Origin of the sequence: Streptomyces sp. NPDC001941 (genome assembly GCF_040296945.1) — a bacterium.
Taxonomy (GTDB): Bacteria; Actinomycetota; Actinomycetes; order Streptomycetales; family Streptomycetaceae; genus Streptomyces.
In genome coordinates this window covers 373,550-399,607 of sequence record NZ_JBEOYE010000001.1, presented here as the reverse complement: position 1 = coordinate 399,607, position 26,058 = coordinate 373,550, and the positions used below count along the sequence as shown (strand labels likewise).

Annotated in this window: 25 protein-coding genes; 13 read left to right on the top strand and 12 right to left on the bottom strand. The window is 75.0% G+C overall.

What is annotated here, in order from left to right; all coding sequences use genetic code 11:
• Window positions 1–52: 52 nt before the first annotated feature.
• From ABT160_RS01815 to npdG, 6 genes are all read right to left on the bottom strand, one after another.
• Entirely contained in the window at window positions 53–1,300 is a 1,248-nt protein-coding gene (locus tag ABT160_RS01815) for an ABC transporter permease (RefSeq protein WP_351642168.1), read from the bottom strand.
• Window positions 1,297–2,085, bottom strand: a complete 789-nt coding sequence (locus ABT160_RS01810) for an ABC transporter ATP-binding protein (RefSeq protein WP_351642166.1) — start codon at window positions 2,083–2,085, stop codon at window positions 1,297–1,299. The genes ABT160_RS01815 and ABT160_RS01810 overlap by 4 nt, the downstream gene beginning before the upstream one ends.
• Window positions 2,082–3,440 (bottom strand): peptidoglycan-binding protein, encoded by a 1,359-nt coding sequence (locus tag ABT160_RS01805; RefSeq protein WP_351642163.1) that lies wholly within the window; start codon window positions 3,438–3,440, stop codon window positions 2,082–2,084. The genes ABT160_RS01810 and ABT160_RS01805 overlap by 4 nt, the downstream gene beginning before the upstream one ends.
• Complete coding sequence (locus tag ABT160_RS01800; RefSeq protein WP_351642161.1) at window positions 3,433–4,362, bottom strand: hypothetical protein; 930 nt, start codon at window positions 4,360–4,362, stop codon at window positions 3,433–3,435. Before ABT160_RS01800 ends, ABT160_RS01805 begins: the two co-directional genes overlap by 8 nt.
• A 91-nt stretch (window positions 4,363–4,453) precedes the next feature.
• Window positions 4,454–4,864: a hypothetical protein gene (locus ABT160_RS01795; protein ID WP_351642158.1), complete on the bottom strand. Its 411-nt coding sequence runs from the start codon at window positions 4,862–4,864 to the stop codon at window positions 4,454–4,456.
• 319 nt (window positions 4,865–5,183) lie between these two features.
• Window positions 5,184–5,900: an NADPH-dependent F420 reductase gene (gene npdG, locus ABT160_RS01790; protein WP_351642155.1), complete on the bottom strand. Its 717-nt coding sequence runs from the start codon at window positions 5,898–5,900 to the stop codon at window positions 5,184–5,186.
• Window positions 5,901–5,987: 87 nt separating this feature from the next.
• On the opposite strand from npdG, the gene ABT160_RS01785 reads away from it, so the two are divergent.
• Together ABT160_RS01785 and ABT160_RS01780 are read left to right on the top strand one after the other, a co-directional pair.
• Entirely contained in the window at window positions 5,988–6,596 is a 609-nt protein-coding gene (locus ABT160_RS01785) for a hypothetical protein (RefSeq protein ID WP_351642152.1), read from the top strand.
• Window positions 6,597–6,672: 76 nt separating this feature from the next.
• Complete coding sequence (locus tag ABT160_RS01780; RefSeq protein WP_351642149.1) at window positions 6,673–7,962, top strand: MFS transporter; 1,290 nt, start codon at window positions 6,673–6,675, stop codon at window positions 7,960–7,962.
• A 48-nt stretch (window positions 7,963–8,010) separates the two neighbouring features.
• Here ABT160_RS01780 and ABT160_RS01775 read toward each other — a convergent pair whose 3' ends face one another.
• On the bottom strand, window positions 8,011–8,238 hold the full coding sequence (locus ABT160_RS01775; protein ID WP_351642146.1) for a hypothetical protein: 228 nt from the start codon (window positions 8,236–8,238) through the stop codon (window positions 8,011–8,013).
• A 57-nt stretch (window positions 8,239–8,295) separates the two neighbouring features.
• On the opposite strand from ABT160_RS01775, the gene map reads away from it, so the two are divergent.
• The gene (map, locus tag ABT160_RS01770) at window positions 8,296–9,153 is read left to right on the top strand and encodes a type I methionyl aminopeptidase (protein ID WP_351642144.1); all 858 of its coding nucleotides are present in this window, start codon (window positions 8,296–8,298) and stop codon (window positions 9,151–9,153) included.
• Window positions 9,154–9,364: 211 nt separating this feature from the next.
• Window positions 9,365–10,015: a biliverdin-producing heme oxygenase gene (locus ABT160_RS01765; protein ID WP_351642141.1), complete on the top strand. Its 651-nt coding sequence runs from the start codon at window positions 9,365–9,367 to the stop codon at window positions 10,013–10,015.
• Window positions 10,016–10,079: 64 nt separating this feature from the next.
• Here the strand turns inward: ABT160_RS01765 and ABT160_RS01760 are convergent, their stop codons facing one another.
• The 3 genes from ABT160_RS01760 to ABT160_RS01750 all read right to left on the bottom strand — a co-directional run bounded on the left by ABT160_RS01760 (window position 10,080) and on the right by ABT160_RS01750 (window position 14,048).
• Window positions 10,080–10,721, bottom strand: a complete 642-nt coding sequence (locus ABT160_RS01760) for a PhzF family phenazine biosynthesis protein (protein WP_351642237.1) — start codon at window positions 10,719–10,721, stop codon at window positions 10,080–10,082.
• Window positions 10,722–10,891: 170 nt separating this feature from the next.
• Entirely contained in the window at window positions 10,892–12,595 is a 1,704-nt protein-coding gene (locus ABT160_RS01755; protein WP_351642138.1) for an HtaA domain-containing protein, read from the bottom strand.
• A 55-nt stretch (window positions 12,596–12,650) separates the two neighbouring features.
• Window positions 12,651–14,048, bottom strand: coding sequence for an HtaA domain-containing protein (locus ABT160_RS01750; protein WP_351642136.1), 1,398 nt, complete (start codon window positions 14,046–14,048; stop codon window positions 12,651–12,653).
• 133 nt (window positions 14,049–14,181) lie between these two features.
• Between ABT160_RS01750 and ABT160_RS01745 the strand changes: the two genes are divergently transcribed.
• The 7 genes from ABT160_RS01745 (at window position 14,182) to ABT160_RS01715 (ending at window position 21,620) form a co-directional block, all read left to right on the top strand.
• Window positions 14,182–15,201 (top strand): heme/hemin ABC transporter substrate-binding protein, encoded by a 1,020-nt coding sequence (locus ABT160_RS01745; protein ID WP_502984143.1) that lies wholly within the window; start codon window positions 14,182–14,184, stop codon window positions 15,199–15,201.
• Window positions 15,198–16,298, top strand: a complete 1,101-nt coding sequence (locus tag ABT160_RS01740; RefSeq protein WP_351642132.1) for a FecCD family ABC transporter permease — start codon at window positions 15,198–15,200, stop codon at window positions 16,296–16,298. Before ABT160_RS01745 ends, ABT160_RS01740 begins: the two co-directional genes overlap by 4 nt.
• Complete coding sequence (locus ABT160_RS01735) at window positions 16,295–17,149, top strand: heme ABC transporter ATP-binding protein (protein ID WP_351642130.1); 855 nt, start codon at window positions 16,295–16,297, stop codon at window positions 17,147–17,149. Before ABT160_RS01740 ends, ABT160_RS01735 begins: the two co-directional genes overlap by 4 nt.
• Window positions 17,150–17,349: 200 nt before the next feature.
• Window positions 17,350–18,507, top strand: coding sequence for an iron uptake system protein EfeO (gene efeO, locus ABT160_RS01730; RefSeq protein WP_351642127.1), 1,158 nt, complete (start codon window positions 17,350–17,352; stop codon window positions 18,505–18,507).
• 24 nt (window positions 18,508–18,531) lie between these two features.
• The gene (gene efeB / locus ABT160_RS01725; RefSeq protein ID WP_351642125.1) at window positions 18,532–19,779 is read left to right on the top strand and encodes an iron uptake transporter deferrochelatase/peroxidase subunit; all 1,248 of its coding nucleotides are present in this window, start codon (window positions 18,532–18,534) and stop codon (window positions 19,777–19,779) included.
• Between the two features lie 13 nt (window positions 19,780–19,792).
• Entirely contained in the window at window positions 19,793–20,752 is a 960-nt protein-coding gene (efeU, locus tag ABT160_RS01720) for an iron uptake transporter permease EfeU (RefSeq protein WP_351642123.1), read from the top strand.
• Window positions 20,640–21,620, top strand: coding sequence for an SCO2278 family lipoprotein (locus ABT160_RS01715; protein WP_351642235.1), 981 nt, complete (start codon window positions 20,640–20,642; stop codon window positions 21,618–21,620). Before efeU ends, ABT160_RS01715 begins: the two co-directional genes overlap by 113 nt.
• Before the next feature lie 53 nt (window positions 21,621–21,673).
• On the opposite strand, the gene ABT160_RS01710 is transcribed toward ABT160_RS01715, so the two are convergent.
• Window positions 21,674–22,411, bottom strand: coding sequence for a bifunctional DNA primase/polymerase (locus ABT160_RS01710; protein WP_351642120.1), 738 nt, complete (start codon window positions 22,409–22,411; stop codon window positions 21,674–21,676).
• A gap of 217 nt (window positions 22,412–22,628) precedes the next feature.
• On the opposite strand from ABT160_RS01710, the gene ABT160_RS01705 reads away from it, so the two are divergent.
• Window positions 22,629–23,510, top strand: coding sequence for a glycerophosphodiester phosphodiesterase (locus tag ABT160_RS01705; RefSeq protein ID WP_351642119.1), 882 nt, complete (start codon window positions 22,629–22,631; stop codon window positions 23,508–23,510).
• A 15-nt stretch (window positions 23,511–23,525) separates the two neighbouring features.
• On the opposite strand, the gene ABT160_RS01700 is transcribed toward ABT160_RS01705, so the two are convergent.
• Entirely contained in the window at window positions 23,526–24,266 is a 741-nt protein-coding gene (locus ABT160_RS01700; protein WP_351642116.1) for an SDR family oxidoreductase, read from the bottom strand.
• Window positions 24,267–24,374: 108 nt separating this feature from the next.
• Between ABT160_RS01700 and ABT160_RS01695 the strand changes: the two genes are divergently transcribed.
• Window positions 24,375–26,009 carry an alkaline phosphatase D family protein gene (locus ABT160_RS01695; protein ID WP_351642113.1) on the top strand — a complete coding sequence of 545 codons (1,635 nt, stop codon included), beginning with the start codon at window positions 24,375–24,377 and terminating at the stop codon, window positions 26,007–26,009.
• The last annotated feature ends 49 nt before the right edge of the window (window positions 26,010–26,058 follow it).

The following is a 26,058-nucleotide window of genomic DNA, read 5'->3' as shown; positions in this document are numbered from 1 at the left end:
CCTGTCGGGACGTGGGCTGTGCGCTGACCAGTGTCCCACCGTCGCGGGGCGGTCAGCGGCGCAGGGCCTCCGCGGGCTCCGTCCGGGAGGCCCGCCAGGCCGGGTAGAGCCCGGCGGCGACGCCCGTGGCGAGGCCGATGAGCGGGGCGGCGGCGACGGTGCCCGGGTGCACCACCGCGGTCCACTGCCGTACGAGGGCGACGGCCAGGACCACCAGGACGCCCAGGGCCGTGCCGACCAGGCCGCCCAGCGCCCCCAGCACCCCCGACTCGGCGAGGAACTGGGCCAGGACGTGCCGCCGGCGGGCGCCCAGGGCGCGGCGCAGCCCGATCTCGGCGGTCCGTTCCAGGACCGCCACCAGCGTGGTGTTGGCGATGCCGACGGCGCCGATGACCAGGCAGACCGCCGCGAGCACCAGGAAGAGCTGGTCCAGGTCGGAGGTGACGCCGGAGCGCAGGGCGCGCGGGTCGGGCGGCGGGACCGCGCGGAAGGCGCCGGGCCGGTCGGGGCGCAGCGCGTAGGGGGCCTCGCGGGCGATCTGGGCGGCGGCGCCGGCCCGGGTGGACACCAGCATCGCGGCCCGGCTGTCGCCCGGCGGCCCCCACAGGGCGGCGGCGGTGGAGCGCGGGACGACGACCGACATCAGCAGGTCGGCCTTGCGCCGCACGTCGGCGACGATCCCGACGACGGTGAACGGCACGTCCCCGACGAGGACGGCGGGCCGGGTCTGCAGGGTGGTGACGCCCAGCCGGGCGGCGGTGCCCGCGCCGAGCACGGCGACGCGCTGGGCGGTGAGCTCGTGCCAGGCGTCGAAGAGGCGGCCCTCGGCGACGGTGGGGCGGGCGGCGGCCAGCACCCCGGGAGAGGCGGCGACCACGGGGGTGTCGCCGCCGCGCGCGGTGTCGCCGACCGGCGCGGCCCGCACGGTGCGGGCGGCGGGTGCCTTGACGGTCCAGTACACGCCCGCCGCCTCCACCCCGGCGAGGCGTCCGACGCGCTGTTCGGCGTCGGCGGGGAAGGACAGGGCGGGCTTGTCGGCGCCGTCGCCGCCGGTGTCCTCGACGACGACCTCGGTGGCGGTCAGGGCGTTGAAGCGGGAGTCGATCTGGGAGGAGGCGGTGGCGGTGAGCCCGAGCACGGCGACGAAGGTGCCGACGCCGAGGACGGTGCCCAGGGCGGTGAGCGCGGAGCGGGCGGGGCGCTGGAGCACGCCCGCGACGGCCTCGCCGGCCAGGTCACGGGCGGCCAGCCGCGAGCGGGGCGGGGGTGGCGCGGGGCGGGCTCGCCGGAGCGGGTTCACGTGCTCAGGACCCCGTCGCGGAGGGTGACGGTGCGCGAGGCGCGGGCGGCGACGGCGGGGTCGTGGGTGATGACGACGAGCGTGATGCCGTCGGCGTGCAGTTCGTCGAGGAGCCGCAGCACCGAGGCGGCGGTGGCGGTGTCCAGGTTGCCGGTCGGCTCGTCGCACAGCAGCAGCGAGGGGCGGGCGACCAGGGCGCGGGCCACGGCGACCCGCTGCTGTTCGCCGCCGGACAGCCGGGTGGGCAGGGCCTCGGTGCGGTGCGCGAGGCCGACCCGGTCCAGGGCGTCGAGGGCCCGGGCGGAGCGCTCGGCGCGGGGTGCGGGCACGCCGTGGACCAGGGCCAGTTCGACGTTCTCCCGGGCGGTGCGGTGCGGCAGCAGGTGGAACGCCTGGAAGACGAACCCGATGCGCTGTCCGCGCAGGGCGGTGCGCCGGGCGTCGCCGAGGCCGCCGGTGTCGGTGCCGTCGAGCAGGTAGTGGCCCGCGGTGGGGGCGTCGAGCAGTCCGGCGATGTTGAGGAAGGTGGACTTGCCGGAGCCGGAGGGCCCGACGACGGTGACGTACTCGCCGCGCTCCACGCTGAGGTCGGCGGGCCGCAGGGCGGCGACGGGCGGCGGCCCGGGGTAGGTGAGGGCGACGCCCCGGAACTCCAGTACGGGGGGCAGGGCCGCGGGACGCTCCGGTACGGGGCCGACCGCGTCCGGGACCGCGGGCGCCCCCGGCTCCCCGTGCTCCGGCGGTCCGGGAGGAGGCCCCCCGAACCGCCGCCGCCACCGCCTCATCCTCCGGCCCCCCGGACCCCCACGATCACCTGGTCGCCCGCGCGCAGGGCCGCGCCGCCCAGCGGCCGCACCGCCACGGAGCCGTCGCCCGTGAGGTCCGTGGCGATCTCCACCTCGCGGCGGGCGCCCCCGGAGCCGTACACCGTCACCCGGGTCCGCCCGTCGGCCCCCGCGTAGACCGCCGACAGCGGGACCACCAGGACCGGGCCCCGCGAGGTGGCCGCGGTGACGGTCAGCCGGACGTCCTGGCCGGCGAGTTCGGCGGGCAGCGGGCGGGACGGGACGACCCGCACCAGGTAGCCGCCGGCCGCGCCCGCCCCCGGGTCCGTACCGTCCGCCGCGCCCGCGTCCGCGCCCGTGTCCTGGCCCCCCTGCCCGGCCGGGGCCCGGGCGACCGAGGCGACCGTGCCCGTGGCGCTCGCCCCGGTGGCCTCGGAGAGCAGCTCGACGGCCTGGCCCGCGCGCACCAGGCCGGCCCGGTCGCGGTCCAGGGTGCCGTTGACGACCAGGGCCCCGGCGGAGACGGTGAGCAGTTCGCCCTTGGCCTCCTCCCCCACGGCCGCCGCGAGCCGGTCGACGCGGGCCGGGAAGCCGCTCAGGAAGACCGCCTCGGCGGCGGGCAGCATCGGCCCGTCCGCCGCCTCGGCCCGGTCCAGCGCCTCGCGCGCGGCCGCCAGGTCCTCGGCGGCCCGCCGCCTGGCCTTGCCCTCGGGGGCGTCCTCCCAGGCGCGCCGGGCCTGGGTGACCGCCTGGCGGGCGCCGGTGACCTCGTCCGCTCCCTCGGGGCGGGCGGGCAGCGGCTCGTAGCCCCGGTCGGCGTAGAGGGCGGTGAGGGCGCGCTGGGTGGCGGCGCCGAACACCCCGGCGGCGTCGTCCCCGGACCCGTACCCCAGCTTCGCCAGGGCGGCCTGGAGCTGGCGGACGTCCTGGCCGCGCGCGCCCGGCCGGAGGTCGCGGTAGACGGGCAGGGTGCCCTCCAGGGCGAGCAGCGGGCGGCCGGAGACCTCGACCAGCACGGCCCCGGCGCGCACGGCGGCGCCCGGGGCGAGCGGGGTGCGGGTGACGACGGCCCGCACCGCGCCCTGGGCGCCCGGCAGCGGGGTGACCTTCGTCGTCCGGGCGGCCGCGACGGTGCCGCGCAGCACCACCGAGTTGCGCAGGACCCGCTTCTCCACCGGAGCGGTGAGCACGTCCGGGGCGGGCGGCGCGTGCGAGGCGGCCTTCTGGGCCGGGGACTCGACGAAGGCGGCGGCGCCGATCCCGCCCGCGCAGAGCACCACGGCGACGGCGACGACCACGGCGAGCAGCCGCCCGCGCCGCGCCCCGCCGCTCCCGGCGGCCTCCTCGTCAGGCACCGCCGCCCGCCAGGGCCGGGGAGTTGCGCAGGACGGCGTCGACGGTGCGGCGCACCGCGCCCATCCGCTCGGCGTTGCGCTCGATGTACTGCTTCTCGTACGCGCTCTGCAGCGCCCACCACAGTCCGGTCAGGTTGGTGCGCCGCTTGCACGCCACGTCGGCGGTGGCGGTGGCGATCTCGGCGGGCCCGGCCGTGCCGCCGCGCCAGCGCGGGTCGTCGTTGGCCTGCGCGGGGTCGCGGTAGTCGTGGCCGGACTCCTTCATGCAGGCGCTCCACGCCGCGAAGGCCTTGGCGAGCCGGTCGTCGGCGTCGGCGCGGGCGCGCGGCTGGTTGCGCTCGTTGGCGACCTGGAGGAAGTCGGGGCGCCCGCCGTCGCCGAGGAGGGCGTGCTCGGCCTCGCCCTGGCAGCCGCCCCGGGGGACGGTGGCGCCGCCGACGCTGCGTCCGGCGTCGCGCCCGGCGAGGACCGCGCGTTCGGCCTCGGTGGGCGTGGTGTCGGGGCCGTCGGTGGTCTTGTCGCGGGCGCGCACGCGGGGCGGCGGGTGGTAACCGGCCTTGCGGGCCGCGGAGTCGTCGACGAGGAAGTAGTAACGGGCCTTGTCGGGGCGCGGGTCGGGCACCTCGCCGGGGGTCAGGACCGCGTCCAGGGCCCGGTAGTCGAAGCCGTAGCGGGCCATGCAGCGGCGCACGGCGGTGCGCTGGGCGAGCAGGAACGCCTGGTACTGCTCCCGGGTCAGCAGGTAGGCGTCCAGGGGCAGGTCGGGGATGTCGGCGCTGGTGCGCACGGCGGGCACCGGGCCGAGCGGGGGCGGCGCACCGTCCGGGGGGCCGCCGCCGGGGTCCGAGCAGCCGGCGAGGGCGGCGAGGGCGAGCGCCGAAGCGGCGGCGGTACGGGTGCCGCGCGGCCGGTTCCGGTCCACCGGGCCTCCTGGGCGTGACGGGTACGGTTGCCGGTGGCGCCGGCGGATTGCGGCCGTCGGCGCCACCTCCTGCGGGTGGTGCGGGTGGTGCTCAGGAGGACTGGGACGACGAGCCGCGGTCGTTCATGGCGTCGCCCACGTAGCTGGTGTCGGTGTACGACCCGTACGAGGACCCGCCGTAGTAGGTGTTCTCGAAGAGCCGCTGCTGGCAGTCGGAGTAGCCGTGCCAGGAGGAGATGACGTTGTCCCAGCCGCTGGCGAAGGTGGCCAGCTGCCAGTCGACGTCGGCGTTGGTGTCGCAGCCGTAGTCGCCGTGCAGCGTGTAGGTGGCGCCGCCGTAGTTGGCGTGCTGGTAGTAGACGACGTGGACGACGGACTGGATCCCGACGCCCTCGGTGGCGGCACCGGACCGGTCGGCGGCCTGGGCGGGCGCGAACGAGCCCAGGGCGGCCGCGCCGGCGAGCGCGAGTGCGGCGAGTGCGGGTCTGACGCGTTGACGCATGTGCGGTGTCCTTTCGCCGTGGAGCGGGACCGTGCTGCTGCGTACTGTCGGCCCGGCGGGCGCCGCCGCGCGAACTGGGCGCGCGTGTTCCGGGCACCGGAACGTTCACGCCGAGCGGGCACCGGGTGGCGCCAACCGCGTTTGCCCGCCCGGCAGTTGGGGTATTGCGGCGAATTGCGCCACGGGGAACATGGCCCGAATGCGGTACGCAGCCGTCGCCGGACGCGCCACGGGCGCCCCGGCGGCCCCGGGGCGGGGTGCCGGGGCGCCCGTGGGCACCCGCTCCGTGCGGCCCCGGCGCGGCGGCCGGGCGCGCGGCTCAGACGTCGGTGACGCGCAGTCCCGCGTGCGCCTTGTAACGGCGGTTCACCGAGATCAGGTTGGCCACCAGCGACTCCACCTGGTGGGCGTTGCGCAGGCGTCCGGCGAAGACGCCGCGCATGCCCGGGATGCGGGCGGCGAGCGCCTGCACCAGGTCGGTGTCGGCGCGGGACTCGCCCAGCACCATCACGTCCGTGTCGATCTCCTCCACCGACTCGTCCTGGAGCAGCACGGCCGACAGGTGGTGGAAGGCGGCGGTGACCCGCGAGTCCGGCAGCAGCGCGGCGGCCTGCTCGGCGGCGCTGCCCTCCTCGGGCTTGAGGGCGTAGGCGCCCTTCTTGTCGAAGCCGAGCGGGTTGACGCAGTCGACGACGAGCTTGCCCGCCAGTTCCTCGCGCAGCGCTTCGAGGGTCTTGGCGTGGCCGTCCCACGGCACGGCGACGATGACGACGTCGCTGCGGCGGGCGCACTCGGCGTTGTCCGCGCCCTCGACCCCGAGGCCGAGGCCGGCCGCGGCGGCCTCGGCGCGCTCGGCGGCGCGCGAGCCGATGATCACCTTCTGGCCGGCCCGGGCGAGCCGGTAGGCGAGGCCCCGGCCCTGGTCACCGGTGCCGCCGAGGACGCCGACCACGAGGCCGGAGACGTCGGGGAGGTCCCAGGGGTCCTTGGCCGGGGGCTTCTGCGCGCCGTCGGCCGCGCTGTCATTCGTAGTCATGCGCCCGACACTACGGGACGACCCGTACGGGTGAGCGCCTCCCAAACGCCCGCACCGCGGCCGGAGTCGGTGTGAGGATGCGGCGCCATGGACGCCGTACGTGTCGCGCTGCTGCGCGAGGTGCTCGCCGGGACGCACTGGCCCTCGGAGACCCGCAGGTTCGCCGGGGCGCTGCGGTCCTCGGTGGTGCCGCGCGGCGGCGGGCTGCTGCTGGTGGGCACCGAGGCGTACGAGCCCTGGCACCTGGCCGCGCACCTGGTGGACGAGGCCGCCTGGTCGGGGCGGCCGGAGCTGGAGCCGACCCTGGTGCGGCACCGGGTGGGGCCGGGCGCCCCGGCGCACCTGGCGGTCGGCCTGGGCCGGGTGGAGGCGGCGCGGCGCGGCGAGACGCTGCTCGTGGTGGCGCCCGGGGAGCCGGGCGAGGGGCTGCTCCAGCGGGTGCACGACGCCCGGCGCGCGGGGGTGACGGTGCTGTCCCTGGACGGCGGCGACCGGGAGCTGGCCGCCCTCGCGCACGAGGCCCTGTCGGTGCCGGCCGGGCCCGGGGCGCCGGTGGACCTGGACACGGTGCAGCACCTGGTGAGCGCGGCGGCCGGGGAGAACGCGGTGCCGGGCCCGCGCGGCCGTCCCCGGCTGCGCGACCGGCTGGCCCGGCTCGCGGAGCAGCTGACGGCGCCGCCGCCGACGCGCTGGTGACCCCGGGCGGCGCGGAGCTCGGGCGTCCGGAAAACCGTTTGCCCCGAAGGTGCCCTTCGTCGCAGCATGGCCCGTCGTGACCGCTGCGACCTCCAGGCTCTCCGCCCTGCTGCCCGACCTCTCCCCCTGGCGCTCCTCCGCCGACTTCCGCCGGCTGTGGATCCAGGGCCTGGTCGCCACCTTCGGCAGCTTCATGGCGCTGGTCGCGCTGCCGCTGCAGATCAAGCACCTGACCGACTCGCCGCTCGCGGTGGGCGTGATGGGCGCAGTGGAGCTGGTGCCGCTGGTGGTGTTCGGGCTGTACGGGGGCGCGCTCGCCGACGCCGTGGACCGCCGCCGGGTCATCCTGCTCACCGAGGCGGGGCTCGGCCTGCTGGCGCTGGTGCTGCTGGTCAACGCGCTGCTGCCGGACCCCCTGCTGTGGCCGCTGTACGTGGTGGCGGCGGGCGTCTCGGCGCTCGCGGGACTGCAGCGCCCCGCGCTGGACTCGTTGTTCGCCCGGATCGTGCCGCACGACCAGCTGACGGCGGCCGCCGCGCTGAACGCGCTGCGCTGGCAGCTGGGCGCCATCGTCGGCCCGTCGCTGGCCGGTGTGGTGGTCGCGTTCGCCGGGCACGCGACGGCCTACGGCACGACGGTGGCCTGCTTCGTCGTCTCCGTACTGCTGTGCCTGCGGCTGTCGCCCGCGCCGCCGGCGCACGACGCGGAGAAGCCGTCGCTGCGCGGCATCGCGGAGGGCGCGCGCTACGCGTGGTCGCGGCCGGTGCTGCTCGGGACGTACGCGGTCGACCTGGCCGCGATGTTCTTCGCCTTCCCCAACGCGATCTTCCCGTTCCTCGCCGACGAGCTGGACGCGGAGTGGTCGCTCGGCCTGATGTACGCGGCGGGCTCGATCGGCTCGCTGGCGCTCTCGCTGACCAGCGGCTGGACCTCGCGGGTGCGCCGGCACGGGCTGCTGGTGGTCTTCGGCGCGGGCGCGTGGGGCGCGGCGATCGCGGCGGCGGGCTGGTTCTCGAACGTGTGGCTGGTGCTGGTGTGCCTGGCGGTCGCGGGCGCGGGCGACATGCTCAGCGGTCTGGGCCGCTCGACGATCTGGAACCAGACCATCCCGGAGGAGCTGCGCGGCCGGCTCGCGGGCATCGAGGTGCTCTCGTACAGCTGCGGCCCCCAGCTGGGCCAGGTGCGCGCCGGTGCGATGGCGGGCTGGACCGGGACCCGGGCGGCCTTCTGGGGCGGCGGCCTGGCCTGCCTGGCGTCGGTGGGGCTGCTGGCCGCGGTGCTGCCGAGGCTGCTGTCGTACGACGCCGACACCGACGAGGACGCGAGGGCGCGGCGCGCCCAGCGGGAGACCGCCCTCACGGCGTGAGGGCGGCCCCGTGGCGGGCGCCGGGACCGCACGGGTCCCGGGCGGCGCTCACCCCTCGTCGTCCCGCTTCCCGGCGTCGTGCCACTTGGGGTCGGTCTCCCACTCCAGGTTGCGCTCACGCGCGGTCTCCATGGCGTGCGCGGCCTCCTCGCGGCTGGGATAGGGGCCGAAGCGGTTCTTGGACGGGCACTCGGGCCCCTCCTCCACCTTCTTGTGCTGGAGGCAGTAGAACCACTCGCCCGGCTTGCCCGCCACGCGCTTCTTGAACAGGGCCATGCTCGGCTCCTTCCTCTCCCCCCATGCTCCCCCACCCGCGCTGGTTAGACTCGCCGCATGTCTGGCCAGTCGCTTCTCGTACCGGGGGAGCTCTCCCCCCACCGTTCCGTCCCCGGCTCCATCAAGCGCCCCGAGTACGTGGGCAAGCCGATGCCGACCCCGTACACCGGCCCCGAGGTCCAGGACGCCGAGACCGTCGAGCGCATGCGCGTGGCGGGCCGGATCGCCGCGCGGGCGATGGAGGAGGCCGCCAAGCACATCGCCCCCGGCGTGACCACGGACGAGCTGGACCGGGTCGCGCACGAGTACATGTGCGACCACGGCGCCTACCCGTCCACCCTCGGCTACCGGGGCTTCCCCAAGTCGCTGTGCTCCTCGGTCAACGAGGTCATCTGCCACGGCATCCCCGACTCGACCGTCCTGAAGGACGGCGACATCGTGAACCTGGACGTCACCGCGTACATCGGCGGCGTGCACGGCGACAACAACGCCACCTACCTGTGCGGCGACGTCGACGAGGAGTCGCGTCTCCTCGTGGAGCGCACCCGGGAGTCCCTCGACCGCGCGATCAAGGCCGTGAAGCCGGGCCGCCAGATCAACGTGATCGGCCGGGTCATCGAGTCGTACGCCAAGCGGTTCGGCTACGGCGTGGTGCGCGACTTCACCGGGCACGGCATCAACTCGTCGTTCCACTCGGGCCTGATCATCCCGCACTACGACTCCCCGCACGCCACCACCGTCATCCAGCCCGGGATGACCTTCACCATCGAGCCGATGCTGACGCTGGGCACCCACGAGTACGACATGTGGGAGGACGGCTGGACCGTGGTGACCAAGGACCGCAAGCGCACCGCGCAGTTCGAGCACACCCTGGTCGTGACCGACACCGGCGCCGAGGTCCTCACGCTTCCCTGAGCGCCCCCGGCCGCGTCCTCGCGCCCCTCCCAGGAGCCCCCGCCCCCACCGGGCGGGGGCTCCTTCGCGCACGGGGTGTCGCCGGACCGGGTTCCGGGGGTATTTTTTTCCCGACAGGACGTCGGGAACCAGTTGACTTAGGCAAACCTAAGTAGCGATACTCCTCCTGGTCACCGCGCTACGCGTCCCCTTTGCCTCCTGGAGGTCCGCCTTGGACACGCCCTTCTCGACCCTCATCCGTGTCGCCTCGCACGAGCAGCACACGGAGGCCGAGACCTCGACCTTCATGAGCGACCTGCTCGGTGGCCGGCTCGGCGTGGACGCCTACACCCGCTACACCGAGCAGCTGTGGTTCGTGTACGCGGCGCTGGAGGAGGCGGCCGAGTCGCTGAAGGACGACCCGGTCGCGGGCCCGTTCATACAGCCGGAGCTGTTCCGCACCGCCGAGCTGGAGCGGGACCTGGCGCACCTGCGCGGCCCGGACTGGCGCGAGGGCCTGGTGGCGCTGCCGTCCACCGCCGCCTACGCGGAGCGCGTCGCCGAGTGCGCGCGCACCTGGCCCGCGGGATACGTGGCGCACCACTACACGCGCTACCTGGGCGACCTGTCCGGCGGCCAGATCATCCGCGACAAGGCCGAGCGGACCTGGGGCTTCGCGCGCAAGGGCGACGGCGTGCGGTTCTACGTCTTCGAGGAGATCTCCAACCCGGCGGCCTTCAAGCGCTCCTACCGGGAGCTGCTGGACGCCGTGAACGCGGACGACCTGGAGAAGCAGCGCATCGTCGACGAGTGCAAGCGCGCCTTCGACTTCAACGGCGCGGTCTTCCGCGAGCTCGGCGCCGAGTTCCCGCTCAGCGCCTGAGCACCCCACGGGGTCCTTCGGCCGTCGCCCGGACGGCCAGGACCCCGGGGTCCCCGGCCGTCGCTCAGACGGCCAGGACCTCCCACTGCCGGACCCGGCCGCCGAGTTCCACGGTGCCGTCAGGGCCGGGGGCCGTGAGCAACTGCGACCCCCGGCCCTGCCGCACGTTCAGCGCCCGGCCCAGCTCCGCGCTGAGCAGCATCGCCGCCGCGCCGGTGGCCTCGTCCTCCTCGACGCCGTCGCCGCGCCCCGGGAAGCCCCGCGCCCGCACCCGCCCGGCCGCCTCGTCCTCCCAGGCCCAGGCGTAGACCCACTCCCCCGGCTCCGGCACCGCCAGGGCGTCGACCTCGGCGGGCGAGCCGTAGCGGCGCAGGGTGCGCGGCGGCGACCAGGCGGCCGGGGCCGTGATCCAGGTGAACTCCCCGTCCTGGCGCGCCCACACCTCGCCCGCGGGCGGGCACACCGTCTCCAGGTCGAGCAGCCAGGCCGCGCCGACCAGCGGGTGCCCGGCGAACGGCAGCCGTGCCCCGGGCGCGTAGACGTCCAGCACGCCCCGCTCGGGGTCGTCCACGAACACGGTCTCGCTGAAGCCCAGCCGCTGGGCCAGCGCCTGCCGCGACGCCTCGTCGCGGTGGGCGCGCACGTCCCGTACGACCCCCAGGGCGTTGCCGTGGCGGCCGTCGGGGCCGCAGAAGACGCGGAGCACCTCGACTCGGGTGGCGCTGTCCGCGAGCGCCCCGTCCCCGGTCGTCCCGTGTGCGGTCGTCCTGTTCGTGGTCGTCCTGTTCACGCGGGCATTGAAGCACGACGGCGGGGCCGCGCCACCGGGAAGTCGGTGGCGCGGCCCCGCCGCTGTACTCGTGGTTGCCCCGTGGGTTACGCGGTGGCGTCGCCGTCGCGGCGGCGGCGGACCGCGAAGACGACCGCCGCACCGGCCGCGGCCGTGGCGGCCGCCGCACCGAGCAGCGCGCCCGTCGGGGTGGAGGAGCCGGTGGCCGCGAGGGAGCCGGAGCCGCCGGCGCTGCCGCCGCCGACCGTGCCGCCGGTGGTGGTCGAACCGCCCGCGGTGGAACCGCCGGTGGAGCCGCCCGCGGTGTCGCCGCCCGTGCCGGAGGAGCCGCCGGTGGAGCTGCCGCCGGTGGTGCTCGGCAGGTCGCCGGACTTGGTGGAGAGGACGAGCGTGACCGGGTCGAGGGCGGTGCCCGCCGGGTAGCCGCCCTGGCCGCCGGGGGCGGAGAACTGGGCGGAGCCCTCGGCGGTCAGCTTGGCCGGGATGTCCGCGAGCGTGGTCGTGCCGTCCTTGGCCGTGAAGTCGGCCTTGGCCAGGTCCAGGGTGGCGATCACGACGCCCTTGGTGGTCTTGCCCTGCGAGTTGGTGGAGTCGGCGATCAGCTTGCCGCCGGTGCCGTCGGCCTCGACGCGCGGGTTGGCGAAGGTCAGCCCGATGCCGTGCGCGGCGCACTCGAAGCGCACGCCGCCCTTGAACCGGGCGTCGGCCTTGCGGGCCTTGGCGTCCAGGGTCGCCGAGCCGAAGGCGAAGTCGTAGCCGCCGGTGCTGCCCGAGGCGCCGTCCAGCGTGGTGACCTTGCCGCCGCACATCCCGGTGACGTAGTCGCGCCAGGTCTTCTTCACGCCCCAGCTGAGCTTGCCGTTGAGGACCTTGCCGGGCTGCTCCTCGCCGCCGCCGGTGGAGCCGTCGGTGGAGCCGCCGGTCTGGCCGTTGGAGGAACCGGTGTTCGCGCCGCCGCCCTGGCCGTTGGTGGAGCCGCCCTGCTGACCGGCGTTCGCACCGCCGCCCTGCTGGCCCGCGTTGGCGCCACCGCCCTGCTGACCGGCGTTGGTGCCACCGCCCTGCTGGCCCGCGTTCGTGCCGCCGCCCTGCTGACCGGCGTTCGTGCCGCCGCCGTTCTGGCCGCCGCCGTTGCCGCCGCCCATGTCGGCCTTGACGGTCAGGGTCGCCGGGTCGAGGGCCTGGCCCACCTTGTAGCGGGCGCCGAGCACCGCGACTCCGCCCTGGGTCAGGGTCGCGGGGATGTCCTTGTAGACCATGACGCCGCCGGCGCCCTGGCTGGGCCGGACGTTCGTCAGGTCGAGCGCGGCGACGGCCACGTCCTGCTGCGTCTGGGACTTGCCGTCCTTGCCCGGGGCGGTGACGTCCGCGAGGATCTCGCCGCTCTTGGCGTCCTTGGTGTTGAGCTTCAGGTCCGAGAACTTGACGTCGAACTGACCGCCGTAGCCGTAGAACCGCACGCTCCCCTTGAAGGCCGTGGCGACGGTGTGCGTCGGCGAGCCCGCGTACCGGCCGGTGCCGTCGACGAAGGTGAACGGGCCGTGCTTCTCGGCCTGCTTGGCGCCGTCGGCGACCGTGACCCCGTCCTTCATCGCGCCGAAGTGCTCGCGGAGCACCTGGTCGACGCCCCAGTCCAGCGTGCCCTCCTTGAGGTCCATGGCGGGGACGTCACCCGGACCGGCGGCCGGGGCGCTGTCCGCGAGGGCGGGCAGGGCGAACGCGGTGGCGCCGAGGGCGGCGGCCGTGGCGACGGCGGCGGCGAGGGCTATCGGGCGGCGGGTGGCTGCCATGGGTGGTTCTCCTAGGGGATAAGGCGGAAGGGGCAGGAAGTTCGAGGGGGGAGGGTCAATCGGTGGACGCGCGGCGCCTGCGGACGATGCCGAAGGCCGCGAGGGCGGCGACGGCGAGGACTCCCGCGCCGATCGCCGCGTACGTCCCGGTGCTGCCGTCGGAGGCGGAGGACGCCGCGGGGGCGGCCTCGGTGCGCGCGTCCTTCGACGGCGCCGCCGACGGGCGGGGGTCGCTGCCCAGGTCGGGCAGGGCGGGCAGCTGGGCCTTGGTGTCGACGGCGACCGCCAGCGAGACCGGGTCCATGGCGGTGCCCGCCTTGTACATGTCGTTGAAGGCCTTGGCGCCCTGCGCGGTGAGGGTGGCGGGGGCCTCGGTCAGGGACGCGAGTCCGTTCTTGGGCGCGAAGTCCTTGGCCGTGAAGGTGATCAGCGGGACGGCCTTGGTGGTGGTGCCCGCGCTGGTGACGTCGGCGGTGAGGGTGCCGGTGCCGGCCGCGACCTTGACGCCGACGGCGCCGAGGGTGAGGTCGAGGTGGTTGCCGGTGAAGCGGACGCTGCCCGCGAAGGCCGCCGTCAGCGTCTGCTCCTTCGGGTCGTACGCGCCCTTGCCCCGCGGGAAGCGGTAGAGCGCGCCGCCGTCCTGGGCGCCGCCGGACAGCGCCCACTTGCCCTGGGCGATGGAGCCGGAGACGTACTCGCGGAAGGTGCGGCGCACGCCCCAGTCCACGGCCGCGTCCTGGAAGGAGCCGGTGGCCGCGGGGGCGGACGCCGACGGGGAGGCGGAGGCGGACGCGGAGGCCGACGGGGTGGCCTTCGGCTTCTCCGCCGGGGCCTTGACGTCGACGGACAGGCTGACCGGGTCGAGCCGGGTGCCCGCGGTGTAGTAGCCGGCGAAGGCCTCGGCGCCCTGCGCCGTCAGCGTCGCCGGGACGTTGGTGAGCGCGACGGGGCTGGAGCCGCCGCGCATGTTCACGCCGGAGAGGTCGAGCGTGGCGAGCGGGACGCCCGCGCGGCTGGTGACCCTGCCGCTGCCCTTGGCCTTGCTGACCATGTCGGCGTAGAGGGTGCCGCCGCCGCCCTGGACGCGCACCCGGGGGCGGCTGACGGTCAGGTCGAGCTCGTTGCTCCCGTCGGCCTTGTGGTGGCCGGTGAAGTGCACGCCGCCGGAGAAGCCTGCCTCGAAGGCGCCGCTGTCGGGGTTGTACGACCCCTGCGCGGAGTGGAAGCGGAACTGGCTGCCGCCGACCGTGGCGGCGCCCTGGGTGAGGTTCCAACTCCCCTTGGCTATCGGCCCGGTGACGTAGCTCTGGAACGAGGACTTGATCCCCCAGTCGAGCCTGCCGCCCTGCACCGTGCGCGCGGCCGCGTGTGCCGTGGCGGCCGGGAGCAGGGCCCCCAGCAGCGCCGCGAAGAGCGCGACGGCGAGCGCGCGGGTGGTCGTGGACAACGGCATGGGATCCCCTCCGAGGACTGGCAGAGCGAGGTAAGGCTAACCTAAGCTATGCCGGGTTCTGGAGGAAGCCTCCGGGAACCCCGACCTCGACCCCGCACAGCGGCCTCCTCACCAGGGCCGACGAACGACAGGAGTGCCCTCGGTGCGCAGCAGAACCCGCCTGGCCGGCGCGCTCGTATCGGTGCTCGGCCTGGCCCTCGCGGCCACCGGCTGCGGCACCGGCCAGCAGGCGGACCCGGCCGCCGCCAAGGCCCCCGCCGCCGCCCCCGACCGGGTGGAGCCGCTGCCCGCGCCGAAGCCTCACCTGCCGGTGACCGTCGACTCGGCGGACGGCAAGAAGGTCACCGTGGCCTCCACCGAGCGGATCGTCCCGCTCACCGGCTCGCTCAGCGAAATCGTCTTCACCCTGGGCCTGGGCGAGCAGGTGGTCGCCCGGGACATCACCGCCACCTTCGAGCAGGCGAAGTCCCTGCCGGTGGTCACCCGGGCGCACGACGTGTCGGCCGAGAGCGTGCTCTCCCTGAAGCCGACCGTCGTCATCGCCGACACCTCCACCGGCCCGGCCGAGGCCGTCGACCAGATACGCGACGCGGGCATCCCGCTGGTCGTGGTGAAGCCCGCGAAGAGCCTGGCCGACGTGAACGCCCGGATCGACGCGGTCGCCGCCGCGCTCGGCGTGCAGCCCGCGGGCGAGGCGCTGAAGAAGCGCACCGACGAGCGGATCGCCGCCGTGCGCGAGGGAGTTCCGGCGCCCAAGGGCGAGAAGGACCGGCCCCGGGTCGCCTTCCTCTACCTGCGCGGCTCCGCCGCCGTGTACCTGCTGGGCGGCGCCGACTCAGGCGCCGCGTCCCTGCTGGAGGCGGCCGGGGCGGTCGACGCGGGCAAGGAGTCCGGCCTGACCAAGGACTTCACGCCCATCACCTCCGAGGCACTCGCCAAGGCGGCGCCCGACGCGGTCCTGGTGATGAGCAAGGGGCTGGACTCGGTCGGCGGCCCCGACGGCCTGGTGAAGATCCCCGGCGTCGCCGAGACCCCGGCCGGCATGGACCGCCGCATCGTCTCCATCCCCGACGGCGTGCTCCTCAACTACGGGCCGCGCACCGATCAGGTGCTGAAGTCCCTGGTGGAGCAGTTGTACGGGAGCGCCGAGTGACCGCCACCGCCGAGGCGCCGGTCAAGGCCGCCGAACCCGGACCCGGCCCCGTACGCCCCGACCGCAAGCCGCGCGGCCGCGCCTTCCTGCTGACCGCCGCGCTGATCGCCGTCCTCGTCGCGCTCTGCCTGATGTCGGCGGCCATGGGCTCGTACCACCTGCCGCTCGGCGACATCGTCGCCTCCGTGCAGCACCGCACCGGCCTGGGCGGCCACGAACTGGAGCGCGCCGCCGAGAGCGTGCTGTGGAACATCCGGCTGCCGCGCGTGGTGCTCGCGCTGCTCGTGGGCGCCTCGCTGGGCTGCGCGGGCGCGCTGATGCAGGGCGTGTTCGGCAACCCGCTGGCCGAGCCCGGCGTCATCGGCATCTCCTCGGGCGCCGCGGTCGGCGCGGTCGGCGCGATCTCGCTCGGCGTCAACGCCTTCGGCAACTGGTCGGTGACCGTCTGCGCGTTCGTCGCGGGCCTGGTCACGGTCGGCCTGGTGTACGTGATGTCCCGCTCGGGCGGCCGTACCGAGGTCGTCACGCTGATCCTCACCGGCATCGCGGTGAACGCCTTCGCGGGCGCGCTCATCGGCCTGTTCGTCTTCTTCGCGGACAACGCGCAGATCACCCAGATCACCTTCTGGCAGCTGGGCTCGCTGGCCCAGGCGACCTGGCCCAAGGTGCTCGCCGTCCTGCCGTTCGCCCTGGCCGGCCTGCTCGTCGCCCCGCTGTACGCGCGCAAGCTGGACCTGCTCGCGCTCGGCGAGCGCCCGGCCCGCCACCTGGGCGTGGACGTGGAGCGGCTGCGCCTGGTGCTGATCCTGGTGGTCGCGCTGCTGACCGCCGCGGCCGTCGCGGTGGCCGGCGTGATCACCTTCGTGGGCCTGCTGGTGCCGCACCTGCTGCGCATGGCGCACGGCTCCGGGCACCGCTTCCTGGTGCCGGGCAGCGCGCTCGGCGGCGCGGTCGTGCTGGTCGCGGGCGACCTGGCGGCCCGCACGGTCGCCGTCCCCGCCGAGCTCCCGCTGGGCGTGCTCACCGCCCTGTTCGGCAGCCCGTTCTTCTTCTGGCTGCTGCGCAGGACCCGTAGGAAGCAAGGTGGTTGGGCATGATCCGCTCGTTGTCGGTCCGGCGCTCCCGGGAGCTGCCCGCGCCCTTCGCGCCCGGTGACACCGCCCTCGAAGCGCGCGGCGTGCAGGTGCGGCTCGGGGCCCGGGACGTGCTGCGGGGCGTCGACCTGGCGGCCCGGGCGGGCGAGGTGCTGGCCCTGGTGGGCCCCAACGGCGCCGGGAAGTCGACCCTCCTGGCCGCGCTCGCCGCCGACCTGCGGGCCACCCGCGGCGAGGTCCTCCTCGCCGGGCGGCCGGTCGGCGACTGGAGCGCGCCCGAACTGGCGCTGCGCCGGGCGGTGCTGCCGCAGGCCGCGGCCCTGTCCTTCCCCTTCCCGGTGGAGGACGTGGTGCGGATGGGCCGCGCCCCGTGGGCGGCGACGCCGCTGCGCGAGGAGGACGACCGGGCGGTCGCCGCCGCGATGGCGGCCACCGAGGTCACCGCCTTCGCCGCGCGCCCGTTCGCCGCGCTCTCCGGCGGCGAGCGCGCCCGGGTCGCCCTGGCCCGGGTGCTGGCCCAGCGCGCCCCGGTGCTGCTGCTCGACGAGCCGACCGCGGCCCTGGACCTGCGCCACCAGGAACTGGTGCTGCGGGTCTGCCGGGAGCGGGCCGCCGCGGGCGACGCGGTGGTGGTCGTGCTGCACGACCTGGGGCTCGCCGCGGCGCACGCGGACCGGGTGGCCGTGCTGCACGACGGGGTCGTCGCGGCGGACGGACCGCCGGCCGAGGTGTTCGGGGACGCGCTGCTGAGCCGGGTCTACCGGCAGCCCGTCGAGGTGTTCCCGCACCCGCGGACCGGGGCGCCGCTCGTCGTGCCCCGGCGGGACGAGGACCCCGCGCAGACGCTCCCTTGACCGTTGCTTGACCCCGTCATGGACGGGCCGTGACCGCCCCGTGTCCGGCGCCCGGGCATGAGAGGTGAATCACTGGACGGACGGGTATCGGTCAGGTAAGCCTCGGTTAAGTTAGGTCCGCCTCACTCCGCTTGACCCGCTCCACCCTTCGGCTTCACCCCCCACCCATCCCACCCCGCCGCCCCCGCCCTGGAGTCCGCATGCGACCCGTCCGCCTCTCCGTCGTCACCGCCGCCGCCACGGTCGCGGCTCTGACCGCCGTCACGGGCTGCGCCGAGAAGAGCGACGCCAAGGGCTCCGGCGACGGCGCCGTGCGGGTCGTCGCCAAGGACGACTCCTGCGAGGTCTCCACGAAGGAGTTCCCGGCCGGGCACGTGGAGCTGGCGGTGGAGAACAAGGGCTCCAAGGTCACCGAGGTCTACGTGCTGTTCCCCGACGACCGCATCGTGACCGAGCGCGAGAACATCGGCCCCGGCACCAAGGCGAAGATCACCGCCGAGGTCAAGGCCGGCGACTACGAGATCGCCTGCAAGCCCGGCATGAAGGGCGACGGCATCCGCCAGCAGGTCAAGGCCACCGGCGGCAAGGCGGGCCCGGCCCGCTCCCCCGAGATGGACAAGGCCGTCGCCTCCTACCGCCAGTACGTGCAGCAGCAGGCCGACGAGACGCTGCCCAAGGTGAAGGTGTTCACCGACGCGGTGCGCGCCGGGAACCTGGAAGCGGCCAAGAAGGCGTACGCCGACTCCCGCATCGGCTGGGAGCGCACCGAGCCGGTAGCCGAGTCCTTCGGCGACATCGACCCCAAGGTCGACGTGCGCGAGGACGGCCTGGAGGCGGGCCAGGACCCGGCGAAGGACTGGACCGGCTGGCACCGCCTGGAGAAGGCGCTGTGGCAGGACAAGAAGATCGGCGACCCGGAGAAGAAGCTCGCCGACAAGCTCGACCTGGACCTGGCCGACTGGGTCAAGCGGGTCGGCAAGGCCGACATCACCCCGACCTCCATGGCCAACGGCGCCAAGGAACTCCTCGACGAGGTCGCCACCGGCAAGGTCACCGGCGAGGAGGAGCGCTACTCGCACACCGACCTGGTCGACTTCAAGGCCAACGTCGAGGGCGCCCAGAAGTCCTTCGAGCTGCTCAAGCCGGTCGCCGCGAAGAACGACGCCGCGCTGGTCGCCGAACTGGACAAGCAGTTCGCCGCGCTCAACACGCTCCTGGACAAGTACCGCGCCGACAAGACCGGTTACGCCTTCACCTCGTACGACAAGGTCGGCAAGGACCAGCGCAAGGAGCTCTCCGACGGCGTCAACGCCCTCGCCGAGCCGCTGTCCAAGCTCGCCGCCGCCGTCACCAAGTAGCACCCGGGGAAGCAGGGGATGGACATGTCCGAGGAGACGAGGGCGCCCTCGCGCCGTTCGGTGCTCGGCTGGGGCGGTGCCGGGCTCGCGCTCGGGGCCGCCGCCGCGGGCGGCACGGTCGCGCTCACCCGCGGCGGGGACCACACGGCACCCGCCGCCGACGGCGGCGCCGCCGTCCCCTTCCACGGCGACCGGCAGGCCGGCATCGCCACCGCGGTGCAGGACCGGCTGCACTTCGCTGCGTTCGACGTGAAGACGGAGGACCGCGCCGAACTGGTGCGGCTCCTCAAGGACTGGACCCGGGCGGCCGCGCTGATGACCGCCGGGCACGAGGTCGGCGAGGGCGCCTTCGGCGGCCTGCCCGAGGCGCCGCCGGACGACACCGGCGAGGCCCTGGGCCTCAGGCCGTCCCGGCTCACCCTGACCATCGGCTTCGGGCCGTCCCTGTTCGACGGCCGGTTCGGCCTCGCGGGACGGCGGCCCGGGGCCCTGGTGGAGCTGCCGAAGTTCCCCGGCGACAACCTGGACCCGGCCCGCTCCGGCGGCGACCTGTGCGTCCAGGCCTGCGCGGACGACCCGCAGGTCGCCGTGCACGCCATCCGCAACCTGGCCCGCATCGGCTTCGGCAAGGTCGCCGTGCGCTGGTCCCAGCTCGGCTTCGGCAAGACCTCCTCCACCACCCCCGACGCCCAGACCCCGCGCAACATGATGGGCTTCAAGGACGGCACCCGGAACATCGCCGGGACCGACGCCAAGGCCCTCGACCAGCACGTCTGGGTCGGCCCCGAGGACGTCCGCGGCGCCTCGGCCTGGCTGGCGGGCGGCTCCTACCTGGTGGCCCGCCGCATCCGGATGAACATCGAGACCTGGGACCGCACCTCGCTGCAGGAGCAGGAGGACGTCTTCGGCCGCGACAAGGCCGAGGGCGCGCCCGTCGGCAAGGCCAAGGAGCACGACGAGCCGTTCCTGAAGGCGATGAAGCCGGACGCGCACGTGCGCCTGGCCCACCCCGACTCCAACGGCGGGGCCACCATCCTGCGCCGCGGCTACTCCTTCACCGACGGCACCGACGGCCTCGGGCGCCTGGACGCGGGCCTGTTCTTCCTCGCGTACCAGCGCGACGTGCGCAAGGGCTTCGTCCCCGTACAGACCGCCCTGGCGCGCCACGACGCGCTCAACGAGTACATCCAGCACGTGGGTTCGGCCCTGTTCGCCGTCCCGCCGGGCGTCCGCGACAAGGACGACTGGTGGGGCCGGGCGCTCTTTTCGTAGACGGGAGGCCGACGTGTTCGGCAACTATCTGATCGGTCTGCGCGAGGGGCTGGAAGCCAGCCTCGTGGTGTGCATCCTGATCGCCTACCTGGTCAAGACCGGGCGGCGGGACGCGCTCGCCCCGATCTGGATCGGCATCGGCGTCGCCGTCGCGATCTCGCTCGGCTTCGGCTTCGCCCTGGAGTACGGCTCCCAGGAGCTGACGTTCGAGGCGCAGGAGGCGCTGGGCGGTTCGCTGTCCATCGTCGCCGTGGGCCTGGTGACGTGGATGGTCTTCTGGATGCGGCGCACCGCGCGGCACCTGAAGAGGGAGCTGCACGGCAAGCTCGACGAGGCGCTGCGGATGGGCACGGCGGCGCTGGTGGCGACCGCGTTCCTGGCGGTGGGCCGCGAGGGCCTGGAGACCGCGCTGTTCGTGTGGGCGTCGGTGCGCGCCTCGCAGGACGGCACCCCGGCGCCGCTGGTGGGCGTGCTGCTCGGCATCGCCACGGCGGTGCTGCTGGGCTGGCTGTTCTACCGGGGCGCGGTGCGCATCAACCTGGCCAAGTTCTTCACCTGGACCGGCGGGATGCTGGTCGTGGTCGCGGCGGGCGTCCTCGCGTACGGCGTGCACGACCTGCAGGAGGCCCGGTTCCTGGGCGGCCTCGCGGACAAGGCGTTCGACATCAGCGCGACCGTCCCGCCGGACAGCTGGTACGGCACCCTGCTCAAGGGCGTCCTCAACTTCCAGCCCGACCCGACCGTCCTGCAGGTCACGGTGTGGCTGCTGTATCTGGTCCCCACGCTCGCGCTGTTCCTGTCCCCGGTAGGGTTCGGACGGTCACTGGGGGTCGAGGAGCAGAAGGCAACCGATGAGAAGGCTGAGCCGGGCGGCGGCGCTGGCGTCGACGACCGTACTGGCACTGACGGCGGCGACCGGCTGCGTGACGGTGCACGGCGAGCGGGAGCTCCTGCCGTCGGCGACGAGGGCTGAGGCGGCCCGCGCGCTCGCGGACTTCACCACCGCGTACAACGAGGCCGACAAGGCCTTCGACCCGGCCCTGGACAGGGACCGGGTCACCGGCGCGCTCGGCGCCATCAACCAGGCCGGCCTGCGGGCCCGTTCGGTGACCACGCCCGGCGGGAACCGGCAGCACCGGCCGCTGGAGCTGACCGACGCCGAGTTCGCCATCCCCCGGAAGGCGGGCTGGCCCCGCTGGTTCTTCGCGAACGCCGACTCCAACCGGGACACCGACCGGGGCGCGGGCGACAACCGCTGGGCGATGGTCTTCGTCAAGACGGCCGCCGCGCAGCCCTGGAAGGTCGCCTACCTGACGATCCTGGAGCCCGACGAGATACCGGCCTTCGCCACCGACGCGCAGGGGTACGCGGTGCCGGTGGCGCCCGACTCGGGGCTGCTGGCGGTGGAGCCGGGCAACCTCAGCGAGGAGTACGCCGGTTACCTGCGCGACGGGAAGCCGGACCACTTCAAGGCCGGGCAGCACACCACGCGGTGGCGCGAGGATCGCCGCAAGCAGGCGGTCCGGCCGGGCCTGGCCACCCAGTACGTCGACCAGGCCCTGGACACCGGCGCGTTCGCGCCGCTGGGCCTGATGACCCGGGACGGCGGCGGCTTCGTCTTCTTCGCGACCCGCTACTACGACCGGCAGACCGCGGCCCGCGGCTACCGCCCCAAGGTGAGCCAGGACGTACGGGCGCTGATGACGGGCGAGGTGACGAACACCCTCACCAAGGAGTGGGTGTCCAACCAGACGGTGTGGGTGAAGCCGGCGGGCGCCGCGAAGGACGCCGTGGACATCGTGGGCCGCCTCCAGGGCGTGGTCGGCGCCTCCGGCTCGTGAGACGCGCAATCCGTAAGCCCCGAAAGCCGCCAGCCCTCTAGGCCCCGAAAGCCCTAGCGGCCCATCGGCCAGGCGACCTCGTGCCCGGTCGGCTCGCCCTGCTCGGCGGCGTACCGCGCGCAGGCGTCGGTGAGCGTCTCCAGGAGGGTCAGCGGGTCGGGCAGCGGGTGCTCGGGGCCGCGCAGCCAGTCGACGGTGAGGTCACCGGGCAGCCGGGCGGGCGGTACGAGGACGTAGCTGCCGCGGCAGTGCCAGCGCAGGCCCGGGTGCTCGTCCATGGTCTCGGGATGGCAGTCCAGCTCGCACGGCCACCACTCGTCCTCGTCCTCGGGGGTGCCGCGGGTGGCGGTGAAGAAGAGCACGCGGCCGTCGCCGGACTCGGCGACCGGGCCGACGTCGATGCCCTGGGCCAGCAGGCGCTCCAGGGCCGCGCGCCCGGCCTGGAGGGGCACGTCGAGGACGTCGTGGACCATGCCGGTGGCGGTGATGAAGTTGGCCTCGGGCTGGTTGCGGGCCCAGCGCTCGACCTGGGAGCGGTCGGTGGTCGACTGGGTCTGCCAGGCGAAGGAGACGGGGTGGCGGGCCGGGGTGGGACAGCCGATGCGCTCGCACGAACACCGGTAGCCGGCCGGATGGGCGGCGGGGGCGAGCGGCAGGCCCGCGGCCGCGACGGCGAGGAGCAGCTCCTCGCGTCCGCCTTCCTCCGGGGCGGCGGCGCTCTTGGGGCGGCGGCGCAGCCACTGCGCGAGTTTGCCCTCCGTGCCGCGGTAGCGGCCGATACCGTCGCCCATCTATCCCCTCACACTCACGCTCGCCCGTGGGCCGGTCGGGCCCGGGCCCGCGCGGGGTCGCCGCGCGGAGCAACTCATGCCATGGTCCCACCATCCTGCGCCCCGGGTGACCGGAGTCCCCAACCGGGGGTCCCCCGGGCCGCCGCGGAAGGCCGTGGGAGTGCGTGTCCTGGTGCGTTTCCACCACATTCCTCCCCCCTCTTCCTAGCCTGGGGCCATGACGCCCTGGAGCCCGCTGAGCACGCTCATCGCCCTGGCCCTCGCCGGACAGGCCGCGGCCCTGCCCCCGCTGCTGTGGGGGGCGCCGCCGCGGGCCGTGACGATCGCCACACTTCCGGCCACCGTGCGGGTGGCGCACCGGGGCGGGGCGCGGGAGGTCGTGGAGAACAGCCTGTCGGGGCTCGTGTCGGCGCACGCCCGGGGGCACGCGCAGGTCCTGGACCTGGACACCCGGGTGCTGCGCGACGGGACGCCGGTGGTGATGGCCGACGCCACGCTGGAGCGGACCACGTTCTCGCGGGGGCCGGTGCGGGCGCTGGACGCGCGGGGCTGGCAGCGGGTACGGCTGCGCGGCACCGCGCCGGCCGAGCGCCCGCCGACCGTGGCCGAGGTCCTCGACCGCCTCGGCGGGCGCGCCGTGCTCTCCCTGGGCACCGACGACCCGGCGGCGCTGCCCCGGCTGGCCCGCCTGGTGCAGGGCCGGGGCCTGGCGGACTCGGTGCTGATCGGCTCGGGCCGCCCGGAGGTCGCACGGGCCGCGCACCGCCTCGGCCTGTCGTCCCGGCTGTGGCGCTCGGCGCGTCAGCTGCGCGGGGACGATCCACGGCGCTGGAGGGGGTACGTGGACGTGCTGGACGTGGACCAGCGGTCCCGGGACGCCGATGTGCGGCGGGCGGCCGCGTCGGGGATCGCCCGCCTGTGGGCCCACACGGTGAACACCCCGTCGGCCCGGTCCCGCATGCTGCGGCTGGGCTGCACGGGCCTGGTCACGGACACCCCGGAGGCCCTGTCCAAGCCGGGCCCCCGCAGGAAGCCCGCCCCGACGCCCCCCGACCACGAGGTGGGCCGCACGGCCTCGGGCGCCGCCAGGGCCCACTGAGCCGGGCCCCTGGGGTCAGCCCCGTCCGACGTACGGCATCGCCGTCGCCATCACCGTCGCGAACTGCACGTTCGCCGACAGCGGCAGCCCCGACATCTGCACCACCAGCGCCGCCACGTCGGACGCCGCCATCACCGGCTCCGCCGCCAGCTCGCCGTTGGCCTGGCGGACGCCCGTCTGCATGCGGGCGGTCATCTCGGTGGCCGCGTTGCCGATGTCGATCTGGCCGCAGGCGATGTCGTACTTGCGGCCGTCCAGGGACAGGGACTTGGTCAGGCCCGTCACGGCGTGCTTGGTCGCCGTGTACGCGATCGAGTCCGGGCGCGGCACGTGCGCCGAGATCGAGCCGTTGTTGATGATCCGGCCGCCGCGGGGCGACTGCTCCCGCATCACCCGGAACGCCGCCTGGGCGCACAGGAACGCGCCGGTCAGGTTGGTGTCGACGGCCGCGCGCCAGGTCGCGTACTCCAGGTCCTCCACCGGGACCCCGCCGCCGGCGAAGGTCCCCGCGTTGTTGAACAGCAGGTCCACCCGGCCGAATTCGTCCACCGCCCGGGAGAAGAGGGCGGCGACGCCGTCGGGGGAGGTCACGTCGGTGGGCACCGCCAGGCACGGCCCGGGCGCCAGCGCCGCCGTCTCCTGGAGCGGCTCCGCCCTGCGGCCCGCGAGCGCCAGGCCCCAGCCCGCCTCCGACAGGGCCAGCGCCACGCTCCGGCCGATTCCCGATCCCGCACCCGTCACCACAGCGATCCTCATGGCCGCGCAGCGTACGTGACCTGCGGGCACCCGACCCTCACCCGTCCGACACGCGGATGTTGTGTACTCGACAAGCCGGGGTCGTCGGTCCCCGCTGCAATACCTGCCATGGCCAACGACAGCAGCAGCCCGCACGACCGACTCCGAGCCGCGGCGCGCCACTTCGGACGCCGCCGGTTCCTCACCACCACCGGCGCCGCCGCCGCGCTCGCCTTCGCCGTGAACCTGCCCGCCACCGGCACCGCCAGCGCCGCCGAACTCGACACCGCGAAGCTCGACCAGGACCCGTTCACGCTGGGCGTCGCCTCCGGCGACCCGCTGCCCGGCTCCGTCCTGCTGTGGACCCGGCTCGCCCCGCGCCCGTACGAGCCCGGCGGCGGCCTGCCCCGGGCCCGGGTCGCCGTCAGATGGGAGATCGCCCGCGACGAGCGCTTCACCCGGGTCGTGCGGCGCGGCACCGCCACCGCCCACCCCGAGTTCGCCCACGCCGTCCACGTCGAGGCCGACCACCTCGACACCGACCGGGTCCTCTACTACCGCTTCCGCGCCGGCGCCTTCACCAGCCCCGTCGGACGCACCCGCACCGCCCCCGCCCCCGGGGCCCGCGCCGCCTCGTTCACGCTGGCCGCGGTCTCCTGCCAGGCGTACCACGACGGCTACTTCACGGCCTACGAGCACCTGGCCGAGGAGGACGTCGACGCGGTCTTCCACCTCGGCGACTACCTGTACGAGTACGCCGTCACCGCCACCGGCGGCGCCCGCGCCTACACCGACCGCCGGCTGCCCGACCTGTTCAACCGGGAGACCCTGACCCTGGAGGACTACCGGCTGCGCTACGCCCTGTACAAGACCGACCCCGGCCTGCGGGCCGCGCACGCCGCCCACCCCTTCGTCGTCACCTGGGACGACCACGAGACCGAGAACAACTACGCGGGCGACACCCCCGAGAACGACGTCCCGCCGGAGGAGTTCCTGATCCGCCGGGCCGCCGCCTACCGCGCCTACTGGGAGAACCAGCCGCTGCGCCGCCCGCAGCGGCCACAGGGACCCGACATGCGGCTGTACCGGCGCCTGGGCTGGGGCCGGCTCGCCCAGTTCGACGTCCTGGACACCCGCCAGTACCGCTCCGACCAGGCCTACGGCGACGGCTGGCAGCGGCCCGGGCCCGAGTCCGAGGACCCGGCCCGCACCATGACCGGCGCCACCCAGGAGCGCTGGCTGATCGACGGCTGGCGCCGCTCGCGCGCCCTGTGGAACGTCGTCCCCCAGCAGGTCACCTTCGCCCAGCGGCGCGACGTGCCCAGCGCGGCCTTCAAGCTCTCCATGGACTCCTGGGACGGCTACCCGGCCTCCCGCGACCGGGTCCTGGCCGGCGCGGTCTCCGCCGGGGTGGACAACCTGCTCGTCCTCACCGGAGACGTGCACGTCGCCTACGGCCTCGACCTCAAGGCCGACTTCGACGACCCGGACTCGCGCACGCTCGGCACCGAGGTCGTCGCCACCTCGATAGCCAGCGGCAAGGACGGCGCCGACCGGCCCGCCAACTGGTCCGACCTGACCCGGGCCAACCCCCACCTGAAGTTCTACAACGGGCGCCGTGGCTACGTGACCGTGGAGCTCGGACGCGACCTGGCACGCGCCGACTTCCGCGCCGTACCGTACGTCACCAGGCCCGGCGCTCCCGTCTCCACGGTCGGCTCCTTCGTGACGGAGGCCGGTGATCCGGGTCTCAAGCCCGCCTGAGCGGTGCGGTCCACCACCCACGGGCTGAGAGAATTGGGTGCGGATTCAA

Coding starts and splice junctions, on each gene's coding strand:
- ABT160_RS01810 (WP_351642166.1), bottom strand. CDS start 2,085: ATGAGGCGGTGGCGGCGGCGGTTCGGGGGGCCTCCTCCCGGACCGCCG.
- ABT160_RS01795 (WP_351642158.1), bottom strand. CDS start 4,864: ATGCGTCAACGCGTCAGACCCGCACTCGCCGCACTCGCGCTCGCCGGC.
- npdG (WP_351642155.1), bottom strand. CDS start 5,900: ATGACTACGAATGACAGCGCGGCCGACGGCGCGCAGAAGCCCCCGGCC.
- ABT160_RS01785 (WP_351642152.1), top strand. CDS start 5,988: ATGGACGCCGTACGTGTCGCGCTGCTGCGCGAGGTGCTCGCCGGGACG.
- ABT160_RS01775 (WP_351642146.1), bottom strand. CDS start 8,238: ATGGCCCTGTTCAAGAAGCGCGTGGCGGGCAAGCCGGGCGAGTGGTTC.
- map (WP_351642144.1), top strand. CDS start 8,296: ATGTCTGGCCAGTCGCTTCTCGTACCGGGGGAGCTCTCCCCCCACCGT.
- ABT160_RS01755 (WP_351642138.1), bottom strand. CDS start 12,595: ATGGCAGCCACCCGCCGCCCGATAGCCCTCGCCGCCGCCGTCGCCACG.
- ABT160_RS01750 (WP_351642136.1), bottom strand. CDS start 14,048: ATGCCGTTGTCCACGACCACCCGCGCGCTCGCCGTCGCGCTCTTCGCG.
- ABT160_RS01735 (WP_351642130.1), top strand. CDS start 16,295: ATGATCCGCTCGTTGTCGGTCCGGCGCTCCCGGGAGCTGCCCGCGCCC.
- efeO (WP_351642127.1), top strand. CDS start 17,350: ATGCGACCCGTCCGCCTCTCCGTCGTCACCGCCGCCGCCACGGTCGCG.
- efeB (WP_351642125.1), top strand. CDS start 18,532: ATGTCCGAGGAGACGAGGGCGCCCTCGCGCCGTTCGGTGCTCGGCTGG.
- ABT160_RS01710 (WP_351642120.1), bottom strand. CDS start 22,411: ATGGGCGACGGTATCGGCCGCTACCGCGGCACGGAGGGCAAACTCGCG.
- ABT160_RS01705 (WP_351642119.1), top strand. CDS start 22,629: ATGACGCCCTGGAGCCCGCTGAGCACGCTCATCGCCCTGGCCCTCGCC.
- ABT160_RS01700 (WP_351642116.1), bottom strand. CDS start 24,266: ATGAGGATCGCTGTGGTGACGGGTGCGGGATCGGGAATCGGCCGGAGC.
- ABT160_RS01695 (WP_351642113.1), top strand. CDS start 24,375: ATGGCCAACGACAGCAGCAGCCCGCACGACCGACTCCGAGCCGCGGCG.